General features: G+C 61.3%; 12 protein-coding genes. 7 read left to right on the top strand and 5 right to left on the bottom strand.

Going from position 1 to position 19,866, the window contains the following annotated elements; translation table 11 throughout:
- The first annotated feature begins 11 nt into the window (after window positions 1-11).
- The 4 genes from KUA23_RS02315 to KUA23_RS02330 all read left to right on the top strand — a co-directional run bounded on the left by KUA23_RS02315 (window position 12) and on the right by KUA23_RS02330 (window position 4,767).
- On the top strand, window positions 12-269 hold the full coding sequence (locus KUA23_RS02315; RefSeq protein WP_143523181.1) for a hypothetical protein: 258 nt from the start codon (window positions 12-14) through the stop codon (window positions 267-269).
- A 121-nt stretch (window positions 270-390) separates the two neighbouring features.
- Complete coding sequence (putP, locus tag KUA23_RS02320; RefSeq protein WP_078046541.1) at window positions 391-1,875, top strand: sodium/proline symporter PutP; 1,485 nt, start codon at window positions 391-393, stop codon at window positions 1,873-1,875.
- 204 nt (window positions 1,876-2,079) lie between these two features.
- Window positions 2,080-4,056 carry a type VI secretion system Vgr family protein gene (locus KUA23_RS02325; protein WP_252993392.1) on the top strand — a complete coding sequence of 659 codons (1,977 nt, stop codon included), beginning with the start codon at window positions 2,080-2,082 and terminating at the stop codon, window positions 4,054-4,056.
- A 27-nt stretch (window positions 4,057-4,083) separates the two neighbouring features.
- The gene (locus KUA23_RS02330; RefSeq protein WP_346356370.1) at window positions 4,084-4,767 is read left to right on the top strand and encodes a DUF4123 domain-containing protein; all 684 of its coding nucleotides are present in this window, start codon (window positions 4,084-4,086) and stop codon (window positions 4,765-4,767) included.
- Here KUA23_RS02330 and KUA23_RS02335 read toward each other — a convergent pair.
- The gene (locus tag KUA23_RS02335; protein WP_078046544.1) at window positions 4,753-6,030 is read right to left on the bottom strand and encodes an O-acetylhomoserine aminocarboxypropyltransferase/cysteine synthase family protein; all 1,278 of its coding nucleotides are present in this window, start codon (window positions 6,028-6,030) and stop codon (window positions 4,753-4,755) included. The two genes, KUA23_RS02330 and KUA23_RS02335, sit on opposite strands and share 15 nt — an antisense overlap.
- Window positions 6,031-6,204: 174 nt before the next feature.
- Between KUA23_RS02335 and KUA23_RS02340 the strand changes: the two genes are divergently transcribed.
- Window positions 6,205-7,041 (top strand): 23S rRNA (adenine(2030)-N(6))-methyltransferase RlmJ, encoded by an 837-nt coding sequence (locus tag KUA23_RS02340; protein ID WP_078046545.1) that lies wholly within the window; start codon window positions 6,205-6,207, stop codon window positions 7,039-7,041.
- Between the two features lie 196 nt (window positions 7,042-7,237).
- On the opposite strand, the gene msrA is transcribed toward KUA23_RS02340, so the two are convergent.
- The 4 genes from msrA to aceE all read right to left on the bottom strand — a co-directional run bounded on the left by msrA (window position 7,238) and on the right by aceE (window position 15,277).
- Complete coding sequence (msrA, locus tag KUA23_RS02345; RefSeq protein WP_078046546.1) at window positions 7,238-7,885, bottom strand: peptide-methionine (S)-S-oxide reductase MsrA; 648 nt, start codon at window positions 7,883-7,885, stop codon at window positions 7,238-7,240.
- Window positions 7,886-7,958: 73 nt separating this feature from the next.
- On the bottom strand, window positions 7,959-10,652 hold the full coding sequence (locus tag KUA23_RS02350; RefSeq protein WP_099492871.1) for a putative bifunctional diguanylate cyclase/phosphodiesterase: 2,694 nt from the start codon (window positions 10,650-10,652) through the stop codon (window positions 7,959-7,961).
- A gap of 315 nt (window positions 10,653-10,967) precedes the next feature.
- Complete coding sequence (gene aceF, locus KUA23_RS02355; RefSeq protein WP_252993393.1) at window positions 10,968-12,620, bottom strand: dihydrolipoyllysine-residue acetyltransferase; 1,653 nt, start codon at window positions 12,618-12,620, stop codon at window positions 10,968-10,970.
- An 11-nt stretch (window positions 12,621-12,631) separates the two neighbouring features.
- Window positions 12,632-15,277: a pyruvate dehydrogenase (acetyl-transferring), homodimeric type gene (gene aceE / locus KUA23_RS02360; protein WP_078046549.1), complete on the bottom strand. Its 2,646-nt coding sequence runs from the start codon at window positions 15,275-15,277 to the stop codon at window positions 12,632-12,634.
- Window positions 15,278-15,660: 383 nt separating this feature from the next.
- Between aceE and glnE the strand changes: the two genes are divergently transcribed.
- Window positions 15,661-18,600, top strand: coding sequence for a bifunctional [glutamate--ammonia ligase]-adenylyl-L-tyrosine phosphorylase/[glutamate--ammonia-ligase] adenylyltransferase (gene glnE / locus KUA23_RS02365; protein WP_100491648.1), 2,940 nt, complete (start codon window positions 15,661-15,663; stop codon window positions 18,598-18,600).
- 231 nt (window positions 18,601-18,831) lie between these two features.
- Complete coding sequence (gene waaF, locus KUA23_RS02370) at window positions 18,832-19,866, top strand: lipopolysaccharide heptosyltransferase II (protein WP_078046551.1); 1,035 nt, start codon at window positions 18,832-18,834, stop codon at window positions 19,864-19,866.

Consider the following 19,866-nt stretch of genomic DNA (forward strand, 5'->3'; position numbering starts at 1 on the left):
GGTGCAACCGGGTGCAACCCATTTTCTTCAGGAATTTTTCGATCGTGATCGGGAAAAAAACCGGCCTTCGACGGAATCCGCTTCGCCTTGGTGCGTTTGCTTCTGAGATCGGCTGTTCTTGCTCCGAAAAGGAGCAAAAACGGGGTGTTTTCCGCAAAACACACCTAGGTGCAACTTATTCTCAAGAAACTGGTTGCACCTTATTTGCTTTGTTGAATAGCATTCGCGCCCAAGGTGCAACCAACTTAATCGTTGGGTTCATCGGCTGACGGCTTTCCTGGGGAAACGTCAGTCATAAATGCGCGGCACGCAGCTACGTCTACCTACTTCCAGTGGGGGGCCGTCTGACAGACCGCCGCTACATAAAAACAAAGCCAGGGCGTCACTCTTATGAGCGTTAGTAATCCAACCCTGATCACGTTCGTGATCTACATCGCAGCAATGGTGCTGATCGGCTTCATGGCCTATCGCTCCACCAACAACCTTTCCGATTACATCCTCGGCGGTCGTAGCCTCGGTAGCGTGGTGACTGCCTTGTCGGCCGGCGCTTCCGACATGAGCGGCTGGTTGTTGATGGGCTTGCCGGGCGCGATCTACATGTCTGGCCTGTCGGAAAGCTGGATCGCCATCGGCCTGATCGTCGGTGCCTACCTCAACTGGCTGTTCGTCGCCGGTCGCCTGCGGGTACAGACCGAGCACAACGGTGACGCCCTGACGCTGCCGGATTACTTCTCCAGCCGTTTCGAAGACAAGAGCGGCCTGCTGCGGATCATCTCCGCCGTCGTGATCCTGGTGTTCTTCACCATCTACTGCGCCTCCGGCATCGTCGCCGGTGCCCGCCTGTTCGAAAGCACCTTCGGCATGTCCTACGAGACCGCGCTGTGGGCCGGTGCAGCAGCGACTATCGCCTACACCTTCGTTGGTGGTTTCCTGGCGGTGAGCTGGACAGATACCGTACAAGCCACACTGATGATCTTCGCGCTGATCCTGACGCCGATCATCGTGCTGCTGGCGACCGGTGGTGTCGATACCACCTTCCTGGCGATCGAAGCCAAGAACCCTGACAACTTCAACATGCTGAAAAACACCACCTTCATCGGCATCATCTCGCTGATGGGCTGGGGCCTGGGTTACTTCGGCCAGCCGCACATCCTCGCGCGTTTCATGGCGGCAGATTCGGTGAAGTCGATTGCCAACGCACGTCGCATCTCCATGACCTGGATGATCCTGTGCCTGGGCGGCACCGTGGCGGTGGGCTTCTTCGGTATCGCGTACTTCTCGGCGCACCCGGAAGTGGCCGGCCCGGTCAACGAGAACCACGAGCGTGTGTTCATCGAGCTGGCCAAGCTGCTGTTCAACCCATGGATCGCCGGCGTGCTGCTGTCGGCCATTCTGGCTGCCGTCATGAGCACCCTGAGCTGCCAACTGCTGGTGTGCTCCAGCGCCCTGACCGAAGACTTCTACAAGACCTTCCTGCGCAAGACTGCCTCCCAGCTTGAACTGGTGTGGGTCGGCCGTGCCATGGTGCTGCTGGTGGCCCTGGTCGCCATCGCCCTGGCCGCCAACCCGAACAACCGTGTTCTGGGCCTGGTGAGCTACGCTTGGGCAGGTTTCGGTGCTGCCTTCGGCCCTGTGGTGCTGATCTCGGTGATCTGGAAAAACATGACCCGCAACGGCGCACTGGCCGGCATCCTGGTCGGCGCGATCACCGTGATCGTGTGGAAGCACTTCGAGCTGCTGGGCCTGTACGAAATCATCCCAGGCTTCATCTTTGCCAGCCTCGCGATCTACTTCGTGAGCAAGATGGGCGCACCGACGGCGGGTATGGTCGAGCGTTTTGATGCTGCGGAAAAAGACTACAACCTCAACAAGTAATTCGCCGGGCGTTAAGCGCCTGGTGAGTTGAAAAAAAGGCCCGCGTCCTACGGATGGCGGGCCTTTTTTTGCGTGTGTTTTACGTCGCTCCGAAGAGGATTCTGACGTGTCTGTGTAGGGTTTTACTGATTTATCTGGGCCGTGCTCAGCAGGGCGGAACAGTGATGCAAAATCCGCCTCCCATCCCTCGCAGAGAAACACCGGATGTTCGCTCCTGCCAATCAAAGTGCCTTTACCCTGTCCCTCGACGGGGCGCCCAGTGAGTTCAAGGTGTTCGAATTCAAGGGGGACGAATCCATCAGCCGGCCCTATCGTTTCGAGCTCGAACTGGTCAGTGAGCAACCTGATCTGGATCTTGAAGGCCTGCTGCATCACCCGGTGTACCTGGGGTTCGATGAGCACGGCCATGGTGTTCATGGCCTGGTTTACCGTATGGCGCAGGGTGATTCGGGTCGGCGGCTGACGCGTTATCAGATGACGCTCGTGCCGCAGCTTGCCTATCTGGATCACAGCAGCCACCAGCGCATTTTCCAGCACAAGACGGTGCCGCAGATTGTCGCGCAAGTGCTGGAGGGGCAGGGTATCCAGGCGGATCGTTTCGAATTCCGCCTCAGTGGTACCTACCCCGAACGCGAGTATTGCGTGCAGTTTGGCGAGACGGATCTGGCGTTCATCCAGCGGCTGTGCGGGGAGTTGGGCATTCACTATCACTTCCAGCATTCGGCCGAGGGGCATTTGCTGGTCTTTGGCGATGACCAGACCGTCTTTGCCCAAGCCGACCCGCCCACGCCTTACACCCCCGGGTCCGGGATGGTGGCGGATACCCCGGCGATCAAGCGGTTTACGGTGCAGGTGCAGACCCGCACCACGGCCATGAACCTGCGCGATTACGACTTTCGCAAACCGCGGCTGGGCCTTGAAAGTGCGGTGGCTGGCGAGCAGCTTCCGAAGCTTGAAATGCAGGTTTACCCCGGTCACTTCAGCGACCGCGCCCATGGAAAATACCTGGCACAACGTGGCTTGGAGCGCCATCGCAGTGACTACCGCATCGCCCATGGCAGCGGGGATGAGCCGGCATTGGCCAGTGGCAGGTTCCTCAAGCTGAGCGGTCATCCGCGCGACGAATGGAATGACCTGTGGCTGGTAACGCAGGTGACCCACGAGGGCAAGCAACCCCAGGTGCTGGAAGAGGCTGTGACCGAGGCGGCAGGCGCGGATTTTCGCCAGGGGTATCGCAACGAATTCAGCGCCGCACCATGGGACGTGATTTTCCGTCCGCCGGTGGAGGAGCATGCGCGGCCAATGGTTTCCGGTTATCAGCAAGCCGTGGTCACCGGCCCCGTCGACAGTGAAATCCATTGCGATGAGTACGGCCGGGTCAAGGTGCAACTGGCCTGGGACCGCGCCGGTGACTATAACGATCATTCCAGTTGCTGGCTGAGGGTTGCCAGTGGGTGGGCGCATGATCGCTATGGGTCGGTGCTGATCCCACGAGTCGGCATGGAAGTGCTGGTGGGCTTCGTCAATGGCGACATGGACATGCCGTTGGTCATGGGCTGCTTACCCAACGCGGCAACGCAGGTGCCCCTCGACCTGCCGGCAGACAAGACCCGCAGTATCTTGCGCAGCCAAAGCAGCCCCGGTGGGGGTGGTTACAACGAATTGCGCATCGAAGATCGCAAGGGCGCCGAGGAGATCTACCTGCGGGCCCAGCGAGACTGGACGCAGCATGTGTTGCATGACCACCGGGTGACCGTAGGCGGCGAGTCTCATCACGAACTGCAAGGCGAAGAACAACGCATTACCCATGGCAATCGCCTGACCGACCTCAAGCAGGACGATCACTTGATAGTCAATGGCTCGCAGCAGGTACGCGCCGGGCAGACCATTCAAATAGGCGCAGGGCAAAGCATCGTTATCGATGCGGGGGCGACGGTCACGATTCAGGCAGGTGGGCAGTCAATCACCCTGTCTGCCGGCGGCATTTTCAGCAGCGTACCCATTCAACTGGGTAGTTCGCCCGTGCCGGCGGCAGCGCCGTTGATGCCTGGGCTGAAGGACACGTTGCTGGCAGTTATTCCTGCGCCTCTGAGTCGGGCGCAAGTTGCCAGCCTGAAGCGCAGCGCGCCGTTCTGCGAAGAGTGCGAGCGTTGCAAGAAGGGCCAATGCAATCTCAATTGACGTGCATCTTGAAAGGACTTTATGCCGATGCTGCAAAGCTTGCTTGCTGGTGAAAAAATCTTCGCGGTCATGAGCGCTGCCAGTGACGCCAAACCCTTGGACGCTTGGCGTACGCTACTCGGCGGCGCCCCGCCACAGCCCGTTTGGGCCGGCACGGCCTATGCGACATGGGATGAGGTGATGCCCTATGTGGGAATCGTCGAGCCGGGCAGCCCTTTCCTTGAATGGGCGGCTTCCACTGACGCTACGGATTGGGGCTGGCTGGCCATCTCGTCGAGCCCATTGGAGAGGGTGGTTGCACACCTGCAAAGCCTGACCAAGGTGTATCTGCCTGATGGCCAGGAAGTGTTTCTGCGCTTTTGGGATGGGGTGCAGTTTCTGCCGATCATTCAGCAGTGGGGGGGTGAGATATTGCCGGTGTTCCAGCGTTACCTGATCAATGGCCAACCGCTGGACGTTAAGACTGGCCCGGTCACTGCCGCCAAAACCAGCCCATGGTGGCGGGTGCCCGCCGGGTTGGTGGAGCACCTGGCGGAGCAATCGCCGCAGACCCTTATTCACAATCTGCTGCAATGGCTCGAAGAACAACGACCCGACCTTCATATCGCCTTTGCGCCGACGACCTTGCATCACAAGGTCGCTTACTTCGCGCGCGGCACGGATATCAGTTATCAGTCGCTGGCCGACTACCTGTCTTCAGAGCTGCGTTGATTCCAGTGCCTGCTGCAAGTCTTCGATCAGGTCTTCGATCGCCTCGATGCCCACCGACAGGCGAATCATTTCCGGCTTCACACCAGCCTTGGCTTGTTCCTGCTCGTTCATCTGCCGGTGGGTGGTGGAGGCGGGGTGGCAGGCCAGGGATTTGGCATCGCCGATATTCACCAGGCGCTTGAAGATTTGCAGGGCGTCGTAGAAGCGCACGCCGGCCGCATAGCCACCTTTGAGGCCGAAGGAGAGGATCGCCGAGGGTTTGCCCTGTAGGTATTTCTGCGCCAGCGCGTGATGAGGGTGATCGGGCAGGCCGGCATAGCTGACCCATTCCACGTCGGCGTGGCCTTGCAGGAACTGCGCAACTTTCAAGGCGTTTTCGGTATGGCGTTCCATGCGCAGGGCCAGGGTCTCCAGGCCCTGCAACAGTAGGAAAGCGTTCATCGGCGCCAGCGCCGCGCCGGTATTGCGTAGCGGAACGGTGCGAGCACGGGCGATAAAGGCGGCGGGGCCGAATTTTTCGGTGTAGACCACGCCGTGATAGGCGGGCTCTGGGTTATTCAGCCCGGGAAATTTCTGCGGATATTTCGTCCAGGGAAACGTGCCGCTGTCGACGATCACACCGCCGAGGGAATTGCCGTGGCCGCCGATGTATTTGGTCACCGAGTGCACCACGATATCGGCGCCGAACTGGATCGGCTTGCACAGGATCGGCGTGGCCACGGTGTTGTCCACCACCAGCGGCACGCCACGGGCGTGGGCGACATTGGCCAGCGCTTCGATATCGATGATGTTGCCCGCGGGGTTGCCGATGCTTTCGCAGTAGACCAGCTTGGTGTTGTCGTCGATCAGCTCCGCGATGGCTTCGGGAGAGTCATCGCGGGCAAAACGCACATCGACGCCGAAGCTTGGCAGCAAGTGGGCGAACAAGGTGTACGTGCCGCCATAGAGCTGCGGGGTGGTGACGATATTGTCGCCGGCACGGGTGAGGGTCTGAATCGCGTAGTGGATCGCCGCGCTGCCGGCCGACACCGCCAGGCCTGCGATACCGCCTTCAAGTGCGGCAATGCGCTGTTCCAGCACGTCATTGGTGGGGTTCATGATGCGCGTGTAGATATTGCCTGGCACGTCCAGGTTGAACAGGTCGGCACCGTGCTGGGCGTTATCGAATTCAAAGGCGACGTTCTGGTAGATCGGCACGGCGACGGCCTTGGTGGTCGGGTCCGATTTGAAACCGTGGTGCAGCGCGATGGTGGCGTCTTTCATGATGGTTAGTGACCTCCCTGGATTGTGGATTGCCACAATAAATCTGCCCCGGCGTGAGCATTTAGATTTTTTCCGGGCGTCACCCTGACTTTTTGACATAAGCACCGCCCGGCACGCCGCACTGCACCAACGCCCGCGTAAAAGGTAAACTTCGCCCCCTGCGCAGGAGCAACCATGAATTATCGTCACGCCTTTCACGCCGGCAACCATGCCGATGTCTTCAAACACCTGACCTTGACCCGCCTCATCGCCCTGATGTCGCGCAAGGAGCAGCCGTTCGCCTACCTCGACACCCATGCGGGGATCGGTCTGTACGACCTGCAAGGCGACCAGGCCAACCGCACCGGTGAATACCTGGAAGGCATCGCGCGCCTGTGGGGCGAAAATGACCTGCCGCCGCTGACCGCCGACTACATGCGCGTGCTGCATGAAATGAACCCGGATGGCGAGTTGCGCTACTACCCCGGTTCGCCGGAACTTGCGCGACGCCTGACGCGCCCCCAGGACCGCGTGCTGCTCAATGAAAAGCACCCGGAAGACGGTGTGTTGCTCAAGGACAACATGAAGGGTGATCGCCGCGTCAAAGTGCACTTGGGCGAAGGCTGGCATGTGCCGCGTGCGCTGCTGCCGGTGCCGGAAAAGCGCGCGTTGATGCTGATCGACCCGCCGTTCGAGAAACTCGACGAAATGCAACGCTGCGCGGCGTCCCTGAAGGAAGCCGTGGGCCGCATGCGCCAGACCGTCGCGGCGATCTGGTACCCGGTGAAAGACCAGCGCATGCTGCGCCGTTTCTACCAGGACTTGGCCGGTACCGGTGCACCGAAGTTGTTGCGTGTGGAATTGCTGGTGCACCCGCTGGATACGCCCAATACCCTGACGGGTTCGGGCCTGGCGATCGCCAACCCGCCGTGGGGCCTGGAAGAGGAGCTGCGTGAGCTGCTGCCATGGCTGTCCAAGAAGCTCGGTCAGACCCAGGGTGGCTGGCAGATGGATTGGCTGATCGCTGAGTAGTCAGCAACGCTGATCAATTTGCGGGGGGGGCGGCTGTTGTGGTGAGCGAGCTTGCTCGCGCTGGGCTGCGTAGCAGCCCCAAAACCAGTCACCACGGTCTATCTGAAAAACCGTAGCGGCCTTGTTGGGGCCGCTTCGCGCCCCAGCGCGAGCAAGCTCGCTCACCACAGGGGACCTGTGTAACCACAAAATGGCTTCAGATCGGGCAGGTCACGCCTGTGCCGCCAATACCGCAATAGCCCTGCGGGTTCTTCGCCAGGTACTGCTGGTGATACGCCTCGGCGAAGTACACCGTCGGGGCTTCTTCGATCTCAGTGGTAATCGCACCCAGGCCGGCCTTGGTCAGTTCGCCTTGGTACGCCTCGGCACTCGCCTGCGCCGCTGCCAGTTGCTCCGGCGTGGTCGCGTAGATCACCGAACGGTACTGGCTGCCGATGTCATTGCCCTGGCGCATGCCCTGGGTCGGGTTGTGCAGTTCCCAGAACATCTTCAGCAGGTCTTCGTATTTCACCTTGGCCTGGTCATACACCACCAGCACCACTTCGCTGTGGCCGGTCAGGCCCGAGCAGACTTCTTCATAGGTCGGGTTCGGCGTGTAGCCGCCGGCGTAGCCGACCACGGTGCTGACCACGCCATCGCGCTGCCAGAACCGACGCTCGGCACCCCAGAAGCAGCCCAGGCCGAAGATTGCAAAGCCGACGTCATCAAGGAACGGGCCCAGCAGCGGGTTGCCGTTGACGAAGTGAGTCTCTGGCAGCGCCATCGGGGTTTCACGGCCAGGCAGAGCTTGTTCTTGGGTAGGCAGCACGTTTTTGTTCACCAGAATTTCCGAGCGCAAGGCCATGATCAGTCCTCTCGTCAGGTTGAGTTAGCGGTAAATTGTCAGACCGTCAGTGTGCCCGAGTGTTACAGCGCTGTCAGGCGATTGGCCCGCGCGGGTAGCGTTTTAGCATCGCCAGCAGCTCTGCGCCGGGTATCGGCCGGTCGAACAGGTAACCCTGGCCCACATCGCAGCGGTGGCGGCGCAGGAACGCCAGTTGCTCGGCGGTCTCGATGCCCTCGGCGACCACTTTGAGCTTGAGGTTGTGCGCCATGGCGATCACCGCGGAGGTGATTTCCATGTCGTCCTGGTTGTCCGGGATCTCGTGGATAAAGCTGCGATCGATCTTGATGATGTCGATGGGGAATTTTTTCAGGTAACTCAGCGACGAGTAGCCGGTGCCGAAGTCGTCCATGGCCAGGGTCAGGCCAAAGCTCTTCAATTGATCAAGCTGCAGGCGCGTGTCTTCGGTGGCTTCCAGCAGCAAGCCTTCGGTCAACTCCAGCTCCAGCAGGTTGGCCGGCAGTTGTTCTTCCTTGAGGATCGTGGCAATCGAAGCCACCAGGTCCGGGTCGGAGAACTGCTTGGGTGACAGGTTGATCGCCACCTGCAGGTTGCCCATGCCCGCGGCGGTCAACTGCCTGCTCATGCGGCAGGCCTGGCGCGCGATCCATTTGCCGATAGGGATGATCAGGCCGGTCTCTTCAGCCACGCTGATGAATTGGTCCGGGCGGATCATGCCTTTTTCCGGGTGGTTCCAGCGCAGCAGCGCCTCCATGCCCAGCAAACGGCCACTGCGCAGGCACAGCTTGGGCTGATAGAACACGTCCAGCTCGTTCTGGGTGAGGGCGCGGCGCAGGTTGTTCTCGACGAACAGCTTGTAGCTGGCCTCGGCATTCAGCGCTTCGGTAAACACCTGTACCTGGTGTTTACCATTGGCCTTGGCCTTGTGCAGGGCCAGGCCGGCGTTGCGCATAAGGGTCTGCGGGTCGCGGCCATGCAGCGGCGCGCACGCCAGGCCCACGGAGCCGGTGACGCTGATCAATTGGTTGTCGACAAACATCGGCTTGTCGAGGGTTGCCAGCAGTTGGCTGGCAACCTGCTGGCCGCTCTCCAGGTCGGTATCGTCCAGCAACACCGCAAACTCGTTACTCGCAAACCGCGCCAGGCTGCCACCGGCACTCAGGCTGTTGCGCAATCGGCGCGCCAGGCTGATCAGCAGTTTGTCGCCGGTCTGGTGGCCGAGGCTGTCGTTGATGCGCTTGAAGTTGTCGATGTCCACCAGCAACAGGCTGATCGGGCTGTCGCTGTCACGGGCAAAGCGTTCGTCGAGGTTGCGGATGAACGCCGGGCGGTTGCCCAGGTTGGTCAGGTTGTCGGTGTAGGCCAGGCGCTCGATGCGCTGCTGGGCCAGTTTGGTCTGGGTGATGTCTTCGTAGATGCCGATGTAGTGCGTCAGCTCGCGGTTGTCGCCGTACACCTTGGAGATCGACAGCTGGCCCCAGTAGGGTTCGAGGTTTTTGCGTCGGCTCTTGAATTCGCCCTGCCAACTGTTGCTCTTGGCCAGGCTCGACGGTGCATCGAAGAGCAATTCGCTGAGGTTCTCCAGCGCCGGCAACTGGGCCAGGCGGTGGCCGTGGACCTCTTCGGCGCTGTACTGGGTGATCGCGGTGAAGCTCGGGTTGACGTACTCCACGACGCCGTCGCAGTTGACCAGCAGGAAAGCGTTGGCGCTTTGTTCCACGGCACGCTGGAACAGGTGCAGGGCGCTGGTGGCGGTGCGGCGATTGTGATTGTTGATCACTTGAGCGAATTGGTCGGCCAGCTCGCCGGCGAAGGCGATTTCATCGGCCTGCCAGGCACGCGTGCTGCCGCTTTGCTCCAGGCACAGCACGCCCACCACCTGGCCATCGACGCGAATGCTGGCGTCCAGCATGGCGTGGATGTCGTTGGCGCGCAGGTTGTCGGCCATTTCCCGGGTGCGTGGGTCGCGCATCGCGTTAGTGGCGTCGATGGCCCGGCTGGTGTGCAAGGCCTCCAGGTAGTCCGGGAAACAACTGGCATCAATGGGGTCGGGCAAATGGTGCTGCTGATTGTCGCGGTGGTAGGCCGAGATCGGCACCAGATGATGGCCTTCGAGGTTCCAGATGCTGGCGCAGTCAATCTGATAGATATCGCAGGCGCTGCGGGTGATCAGCTCGGCGGCTTCTTGCAATGAATTATTGGTGGTGTAGCGATGGCGGGCCAGCAGCAGGATCAGCTCCTGTTGGGCGCGCACCCGCTCCAGGTGCTGCAGCTGTTCCTGCTGGGCGCGCTGGTTGAGTTCCAGGGCGATCTGCAGGCGGCTGTTCTGGTTCTCCAGGTCTGCCGTCGGGGCCGCAGTGGGGATTTCACTGAACAGGCCATCGACCACCATCAAGTAGCCGCGCAGCAGGTGGCGATTGTGTTGTTTGTAGGCTTCGCCCATTTCCAGCAGGCTCAGTGGGCCGTCGCTGGTGTGCAGGGTGTAGCGCACCAGGTAGTGAGGGCTATGGGTCAGTTGCTGCTGGATAGTGTCGTGCAACTCATAGCGCGCCTGGGGCTCCATCAGGCTGGCGTAGGGGGTGCCGAGCAGGGCGCACAGCTCGACCGCCGGCAGGCCGAATTGGCGCTCGCAGTTGGGGTCGAGGTAAAGGAGGGCCCAGCTTGCCTCATTAAGCCGCTCGAAACGCAGCATACCGAGGCGCGAAGGCACCGGTAACTGCGTCACTACCTCGGCCGCCATTCGGGCGACATCGGGTTGGCTTTTCATGGGGGAGACTCACTTGAAATAACGCGCACGGCGCCGGGCTCACGCCCTCTTTTCTGTTGCCTGCGGCAAGGTTGCATCATGCGGCGCGGGCTGACAAGAGAGGATGAAGGCTAAGTGCTATAAGGGGGTTATCGGCCGCGAGAGGGATTTCTGCAATCGAGGTGATGGAAGGTGTACAAACCTGTTTTGTGTGTCCAGCTTCCTACGGGGCAACAGGCAAAAAAAGCCCCGCCAAGTGGCGGGGTTGAGGTACGAGCGTGGCGCTCGAAAATCGTTGCAGCCAGGCCTCCTCGGTGAAGAGGAGGCCATGGCGACTTACAGCAGGATAGTGCGGATATCGTTCAGCAGTTGGCTCAGACGCTGGGTGAAGCGTGCAGCGGCGGCGCCGTTGATCACACGGTGATCGTAGGACAGCGACAGTGGCAGCATCAGCTTCGGCTGGAACGCTTTACCGTCCCACACAGGCTGGATAGTGGCCTTGGACACACCCAGGATCGCCACTTCCGGCGCGTTGACGATTGGCGTGAAGCCAGTGCCGCCAATGTGGCCGAGGCTGGAGATGGTGAAGCATGCGCCCTGCATGTCGTCCGGGGTGAGCTTCTTGTCGCGGGCCTTGGCAGCCAGTGCAGCGGCTTCCGCAGCGAGTTGCAGCAGGCTCTTCTGGTCGACGTTCTTGATGACCGGTACCAGCAGGCCATCCGGGGTGTCGACCGCAAAGCCGATGTGCACGTACTTCTTGCGAATGATCGCTTTGCCGCTTGGCGCCAGCGAAGCATTGAAGTCCGGCAGCTCCTTGAGCAGGTGCGCGCACGCCTTGAGCAGCAATGGCAGCACGGTCAGCTTCACGCCGGCCTTCTCGGCCACGGCTTTCTGCGCAACGCGGAAAGCTTCCAGGTCGGTGATGTCGGCCTGGTCGAACTGGGTCACGTGCGGGATGTTCAGCCAGCTGGCGTGCAGGCCGGCCGCGCCGATTTGCATCAGGCGGGTCATCGGCACTTCTTCGATTTCGCCGAAGCGGCTGAAGTCGACGGTGCGGATCGGCGGAATGCCCGAACCACCGGTAGCGCCGCCAGCAGCTGGCGCTTCCTTGGCCTTCTGCATCATGGCCTTGACGTAAACCTGCACGTCTTCCTTCAGCACGCGACCGTGAGGGCCAGTGGCCGACACAGCGCTCAGCTCAACGCCGAACTCACGGGCCAGCTGACGCACGGCAGGGCCGGCGTGCACCTTGGCGCCGCTTGCCGCTGGAGCGGCAGCAGCAGGGGCCGGAGCAGCCTCTGCTTTGGCAGCAGGCGCAGGGGCGGCAGCAGCCGGAGCCGGAGCCGATTCAGCCTTGGCAGCCGGAGCGGCCGCTGGTGCTGGAGCGGCAGCAGGTGCAGCGCCTTGTACTTTCAGCTTGAGGATGAAGTCGCCAGTGCCGACTTCGTCTTCCAGCTTGACCGCGATGCTTTCCACCACGCCGGCAGCCGGCGAAGGGATTTCCATGGAGGCCTTGTCGGACTCCAGGGTGATCAGCGACTGGTCGGCTTCGACGGTGTCGCCCACCTTGACCAGCAGCTCGATGATCTTGGCCTTGCCCGACGAACCGATGTCCGGGACATGGATGTCCTGGACGCTAGCGGCGGCAGGGGCAGCGGCCGGGGCCGGAGCGGCCTCGGCAGCAGCCGGTTTTTCAGCAGCAGGGGCAGGTGCAGCAGCGGCAGCAGGAGCCGCCGCAGGGGCCGCATCAGCGGCACCTTCGATTTCCAGCTCCAGCAGTTCGTCGCCTTCTTTCAGGCGGTCGCCCAGCTTCACTTTCAGGCTCTTGACCACGCCGGCCTTGGGAGCAGGGATTTCCATGCTCGCCTTGTCCGACTCCAGGGTCAGGATGCTCTGGTCGGCTTCGACGGTGTCGCCGACCTTCACAAACAGCTCGATTACTTCACCTTCACCGCTGCCGATGTCAGGTACGCGAATGAGTTCGCTCACAAAAAATCTCCTCAGCAGTCCAGTGGGTTGCGTTTTTCCGGGTTGATCCCGAACTTGACGATAGCGTCAGCCACCACCTTAGGTTCGATCTCACCACGGTCAGCCAAGGCTTCCAAGGCTGCCAACACCACGAAGTGACGGTCAACTTCGAAGAAGTGACGCAGCTTCTTGCGGCTGTCACTGCGGCCGAAACCGTCGGTGCCCAGGACTTTGAATTCCTTGGACGGGACCCACTGGCGAATTTGTTCAGCAAACAGTTTCATGTAGTCGGTCGATGCGATCACCGGGCCTTTACGGCCAGTCAGGCATTCTTCGACGAAGGTGCGCTGTGGCTTCTGGCCAGGGTGCAGGCGGTTGTGACGCTCTACGGCCAGGCCATCGCGACGCAGTTCGTTGAAGCTGGTCACGCTCCACACGTCAGCGCCGACGTTGAACTCGTCACGCAGGATCTTCGCCGCTTCACGCACTTCGCGCAGGATGGTGCCGGAGCCCATCAGCTGTACGTGGTGCGCCGCTTCCTTGGTGTCTTCTTCGAGCAGGTACATGCCCTTGATGATGCCTTCCTCGACACCGGCCGGCATGGCAGGTTGCTGGTAGGACTCGTTCATCACGGTGATGTAGTAGAAAACGTCCTGCTGCTCTTCGGTCATCTTCTTCATGCCGTCCTGGATGATCACCGCCAGCTCGTAGCCGTAGGTAGGATCAAAGGTGCGGCAGTTCGGGATGGTGGCAGCCAGGATGTGGCTGTGACCGTCTTCGTGTTGCAGGCCTTCGCCGTTCAGCGTGGTACGGCCGGCGGTGCCGCCGATCAGGAAGCCACGGGTACGGCTGTCGCCTGCTGCCCAAGCCAGGTCGCCGATACGCTGGAAACCGAACATCGAGTAGAAGATGTAGAACGGCAGCATCGGCTGGTTGTGGCTGGAGTACGAAGTACCGGCAGCGATGAAGGAGCTCATGGCGCCCGCTTCGTTGATGCCTTCTTCGAGGATCTGGCCCTTCTTGTCTTCCTTGTAGAACATCACCTGGTCTTTATCGACTGGCTCGTAGAGCTGGCCGACGGAGGAGTAGATGCCCAACTGACGGAACATGCCTTCCATACCGAAGGTACGGGCTTCGTCCGGGATGATCGGGACGATGCGCGGGCCGATGTCCTTGTCCTTGACCAGCTGCGCCAGGATGCGCACGAAAGCCATTGTGGTGGAAATTTCACGGTCGCCCGAGCCGTCGAGGATAGCCTTGAGGGTGCTCAGGTCTGGCGTCGGTACGCTGAAGCTGTTGGCGCGACGCTGTGGCACGAAACCACCCAGTGCGGCGCGGCGCTCGGCCAGGTAGCGGGCTTCGGCGCTGTTCGGCTCCGGCTTGAAGAACGGCAGGTTCTCCAGCTCTTCGTCCTTGACCGGGATGTCGAAGCGGTCGCGGAACAACTTCAGGCTGTCGACATCGACTTTCTTGGTGTTGTGCGCGGTGTTCTTCGCTTCGCCGGCACCGGTGCCATAACCCTTGATGGTCTTGGCCAGGATGACAGTCGGTTGTTCTTTGTGGTTGACCGCTTCGTGGTACGCCGCATAGACCTTGTACGGGTCGTGGCCGCCACGGTTGAGTTTCCAGATCTCGTCGTCGGACAGGTCGGCAACCATCGCCTTGAGTTCAGGCGTGTTGAAGAAGTGTTCACGCACGAACGCGCCGTCTTTGGCCTTGTAGTTCTGGTACTCGCCGTCGATGACTTCGTCCATGCGACGTTGCAGGATACCGTCGACATCCTTGGCCAGCAGTGGGTCCCAGAAACGGCCCCAGATGACTTTGGTCACGTTCCACTGAGCACCGCGGAACACGCCTTCGAGTTCCTGGATGATCTTGCCGTTGCCGCGAACCGGGCCGTCGAGGCGCTGCAGGTTGCAGTTGATGACGAAGATCAGGTTGTCCAGCTTCTCGCGGCCGGCCAGGGAGATGGCGCCCAGGGATTCCGGCTCGTCACACTCGCCGTCGCCCAGGAAGCACCAGACTTTCTGCTTGCCTTCAGGGATGAAGCCACGGGCTTCCAGGTACTTCATGAAACGTGCCTGGTAGATCGCTTGAATTGGACCCAGACCCATGGAAACGGTCGGGAACTGCCAGAAATCAGGCATCAGCCAAGGGTGCGGGTACGACGACAGGCCGTTACCGTCCACTTCCTGGCGGAAGTTGTTCATGTGTTCTTCGGTGATGCGGCCTTCCATGAACGCACGGGCGTAGACGCCTGGCGAGGTGTGGCCCTGGAAGTAGATCAGGTCGCCGCCGTGTTCGTCGGTCGGGGCCTGGAAGAAGTAGTTGAAGCCGATGTCATACAGGGTTGCGCTGGAAGCGAAGCTGGAGATGTGACCGCCCAGGTCCGAATCTTTCAAGTTCGTGCGCATTACCATCGCCATGGCGTTCCAACGTACCAGCGAGCGAATGCGGCGTTCCATGAACAGGTCGCCAGGCATGCGTGCTTCGTGGGTAACGGGGATGGTGTTGCGGTATGGCGTAGTGATGGCGTAAGGCAGTTGCGAGCCGCTGCGGGTCGCGAGTTCGCCCATACGGGTCATCAGGTAATGAGCACGGTCTTCGCCTTCTTTGTCGAGAACCGATTCCAGGGCGTCCAGCCATTCCTGGGTTTCGACGGGATCGAGGTCTTGCATGGCTTGCTCCAGGGCGGAAAGGCTACCAGAATCGGTTGCCTGAAGTTTGCGACTGGCCTTGTGGGCAGACGACATAAATTCTTGGATGGCCGAAGGTTGCTTCGGCGTCCTGTAGTTTTACTACAAATCGTCGGCCATTTCAGCCTTTCGAATGTATATACGAGTAGTAAAACTACACAAGACTGAGCGTATGGCTCGGTCTGGCTGGTGAGCATAATCGTTATTGTTGATCTTTTGCGAACAAGAAAAGGTGAAAGTTTGATGTTGGCTGCCAAAATGAAATTAATTTCAGCTATTTATCACCTTTGTTCGACAGTCCTTCATAGAGCGTGGTTCTTGCGTTCACAACTACACGCCCTTTACGCGCCGATCAAGGATAGACCATGAGCCTTCCAACGCTGGTCGAACTGCCAGCCATTCTTTTGCCAAAAGCCCAGCGGGCCGAGCAGTCATTTCGTGACGCAGTGGCCGCGCTGGACGACGATCATGGACTTTCTGCGTGGACGCCGCAACGGTGGGCCGACTTCGCCCGCGTGTGCGCCGCCAGTGATTTCGTCATTGAACAGAGTGTTCGTGACCCTTTGATGTTGCTGGAGCTGGTGGCCTGGGGCGAGCTGGACCGTGGTTTTGCGCCCGGCGAGCTGTGCGGGCAGATCGCTGGCGCTGTGCAACAAGCCGAAACAGAAGATGAGCTGGGCCGCGTGCTGCGTCGCCAGCGTACGCGCCAGCAAGTGCGCATCATCTGGCGCGACCTCACCCGCCAGGCGGACCTGGTGCAAACCTGCCGCGACCTGTCCGACATGGCCGACGCCAGCATCGACCAGGCCTACCAATGGCTGTACCAGCGCCACTGCGTGCAGTTCGGTACGCCCACCGGCCGGCGCAGCGGCGAGCCGCAGCACATGGTGATCCTCGGCATGGGCAAGCTCGGTGCCGTGGAGCTGAACCTGTCGTCGGATATCGACCTGATCTTCGCCTACCCCGAAGGCGGCGAGACCGTTGGCGTCAAACGCTCCCTGGACAACCAGGAATTCTTTATCCGACTTGGTCAAAAACTGATCAAGGCCCTCGACCCGATGACCGTCGATGGCTTCGTGTTCCGCGTCGACATGCGCCTGCGCCCTTACGGTTCGGCGGGCGCGCTGGTGCTCAGCTTCAACGCTCTGGAACAGTACTACCAGGATCAGGGCCGTGACTGGGAGCGCTACGCCATGATCAAGGCGCGGGTGGTCGCCGGCGACCAGGCAGCGGGCGCGCAATTGCTCGACATGCTGCGGCCGTTCGTCTACCGCCGCTACCTGGACTTCTCCGCGATCGAAGCGCTGCGCACCATGAAGCAGTTGATCCAGCAGGAAGTGCGGCGCAAAGGCATGGCCGACAACATCAAGCTGGGCTCGGGTGGCATCCGTGAAGTGGAATTTATCGCCCAGGCATTCCAACTGATCCACGGCGGTCGCGACCTCAGCCTGCAACAGCGGCCGCTGCTCAAGGTGCTTGGCACGCTGGAAGGGCAGGGCTACCTGCCGCCTGCGGTGATCGCCGAGTTGCGCAATGGCTACGAATTCCTGCGGTACACCGAGCACGCGATCCAGGCGATTGCCGACCGGCAGACGCAGATGCTTCCGGACAGTCCGGAAGACCAGGCGCGCATTGCCTTTATGCTCGGCTTTGCTGATTGGGCCGCCTTCCATGAGCGCCTGATGCACTGGCGCGGTCGCGTGGACTGGCACTTCCGCCAAGTGATTGCCGATCCGGACGAAGAAGAGGGCGAAGAAAGCGAATTGGTCGTGGGCGGTGAGTGGTTGCCGCTGTGGGAAGAGTCCCAAGACGAAGACGCAGCCTGCCGCCAACTGGCCGAAGGCGGTTTCACCGATGCGCCCAAGGCACTCAAGGCCCTGGCCGGCCTGCGTGGCAGCCCGCAACTGCGCGCCATGCAGCGCCTGGGGCGCGAACGGCTGGATGCCTTTATTCCGCGCCTACTCGCCCAAGCTGTTGAGCATGCCAACCCGGACCTGGTGCTGGAACGCGTGCTGCCGCTGGTGGAAGCCGTCGCCCGGCGTTCCGCTTATCTGGTGCTGCTCACGGAAAACCCCGACGCCCTGCGTCGGCTGTTAACCCTGTGCGCCGCCAGCCCGTGGATCGCCGAGCAGATCACACGCTTCCCGCTGTTGCTCGATGAATTGCTCAACGAAGGCCGCCTGTTCAAGCCACCGTTGGCGCCGGAGCTGGCTGCCGAGCTGCGCGAGCGCCTGACGCGCATCCCGGAGGACGACCTGGAGCAACAGATGGAGGCCCTGCGGCACTTCAAGCTGGCCCACCGCCTGCGCGTGGCCGCCTCGGAAATCGCCGGCAGCCTGCCGCTGATGAAAGTCAGCGATTACCTGACCTGGCTCGCCGAGGCCATCCTCGAACAAGTGCTGGCCCTGGCCTGGCGCCAGACTGTCGCGCGCCACGGCTCGCCGCAGCGTTTGGACGGGACCCTGTGCGATCCTGGGTTCATCATTGTCGGTTATGGGAAAGTCGGCGGGATCGAACTGGGGCATGGTTCGGACCTGGACCTGGTGTTTATCCACGATGGCGATCCACAAGCGGAAACCGATGGCGCCAAGCCGATCGACGGGGCGCAGTTCTTTACGCGCCTGGGCCAGCGCATCATTCACTTGCTGACCACGCAGACCAACTCCGGCCAGTTGTACGAAGTCGACATGCGCCTGCGGCCTTCCGGCGCGTCTGGTTTGCTGGTGAGTTCGCTGGGCGCGTTTGACCGCTATCAACAAAATGAAGCCTGGACCTGGGAGCATCAGGCGCTGATCCGCGCGCGGGTGCTGGTGGGCAGCCAGGATGTGGGACAGGCATTCGAGCAGGTACGGGCTAAAGTGTTGGGGCAGGAGCGCGACCTGGCGAAGCTGCGCCAGGAGGTCAGCGAGATGCGTGCCAAGATGCGCGACAACCTGGGCACCAAGACCACGGCGGCCGGCACTGGCGCCAATGCCTTCGAGGCCACGGCGGCGTTCGACCTCAAGCAGGACGCCGGAGGTATCGTCGATATTGAATTTATGGTGCAATACGCGGCTTTGGCGTGGTCTGCGCAACATCCATCGTTGCTGCGCTACACCGACAATATCCGCATTCTGGAAGGCCTGGAGCAGGTGGGCTTGATGCCCGCCGCCGATGCCCATTTGCTGCGCGAGGTGTATAAGGCCTACCGTTCCGCTGCGCACCGCCAGGCCTTGCAAAACGAGGCCGGTACGGTGGCCGGGGATCAGTTCGCCGACGAACGGCGCCAGGTGATGCGAATCTGGAAAGAGCTGGGGTTAAGCTGATTAATTGAATGACGCCAATCCAATGTGGAAATCGGCTTTATGTGGGAGCCGGGCTTGTGTGGGAGCTGGCTTGCCTGCGATTGCATCACCTCGGTATTACTGGTATTCCGAGGCGCCTGCATCGCGGGCAAGCCCGGCTCCCACACAAGCCAGCTCCCAGATAAAGCGCGACCTACAGAAATTTTCGATGCGGGGAGGCACAGGCCTCCCCGCATCGTTTGTGGAAACTACATGAATATTCTGATCGTTGGGCCCAGTTGGGTCGGTGACATGGTGATGGCGCAGACACTGTTCCAGTGCCTGCGCATGCGTTACCCGGACTGCCAGATCGACGTGCTCGCCCCCGAGTGGAGCCGGCCGATCCTCGAGCGCATGCCTGAAGTGCGCAAGGCCTTGAGCTTCCCGCTCGGCCACGGGGCCCTGGAACTGGCAACGCGCCGTCGCATCGGTAAATCCCTGGCGGGCGAATACGACCAGGCGATCCTGCTGCCCAACTCGCTCAAGTCGGCGTTGGTGCCTTACTTTGCCGGCATCCCCAAGCGCACCGGCTGGCGTGGCGAGTTCCGCTACGTGCTGCTCAATGACGTGCGCACGCTGGACAAAGCCCGCTACCCACTGATGATCGAACGCTTCATGGCCCTGGCCTATGAGCCGGGTGCCGAGTTGCCCAAGCCGTATCCGCGCCCGAGCTTGCAGATCGACCCGCTGAGCCGCGACGCCGCCCTGGCCAAGTTCGGCCTGACCCTGGATCGCCCGGTATTGGCCTTGTGCCCCGGGGCTGAGTTTGGCGAGTCCAAGCGCTGGCCGTCGGAGCATTACGCCAAGGTCGCTGAGGCCAAGATCCGCGAAGGCTGGCAGGTGTGGCTGTTTGGTTCGAAGAAGGACCACCCGGTGGGTGAGGACATCCGCCAGCGCCTGATTCCGGGCCTGCGCGAAGAGGCAGTGAACCTCAGCGGCGACACGTCCCTGGCCGAGGCCATCGACTTGCTGTCCTGCGCCGATTCGGTGGTGTCCAATGACTCCGGCCTGATGCACGTGGCCGCGGCGCTGAACCGCCCCCTGGTGGCGGTGTACGGCTCCACCTCGCCGGGCTTCACCCCGCCATTGGCCGACCAGGTCGAAGTGGTGCGCCTGGGCCTGGAGTGCAGCCCGTGTTTTGATCGCACCTGCCGTTTCGGTCACTACAACTGCATGCGGCAATTACTGCCGCAGCCGGTGAACGAGGCCTTGCAGCGGTTGCAGGGCTCTGTGGTCGAGGTCCGATAG

The sequence above is a fragment of the Pseudomonas pergaminensis genome, assembly GCF_024112395.2.
GTDB lineage: Bacteria > Pseudomonadota > Gammaproteobacteria > Pseudomonadales > Pseudomonadaceae > Aquipseudomonas > Aquipseudomonas pergaminensis.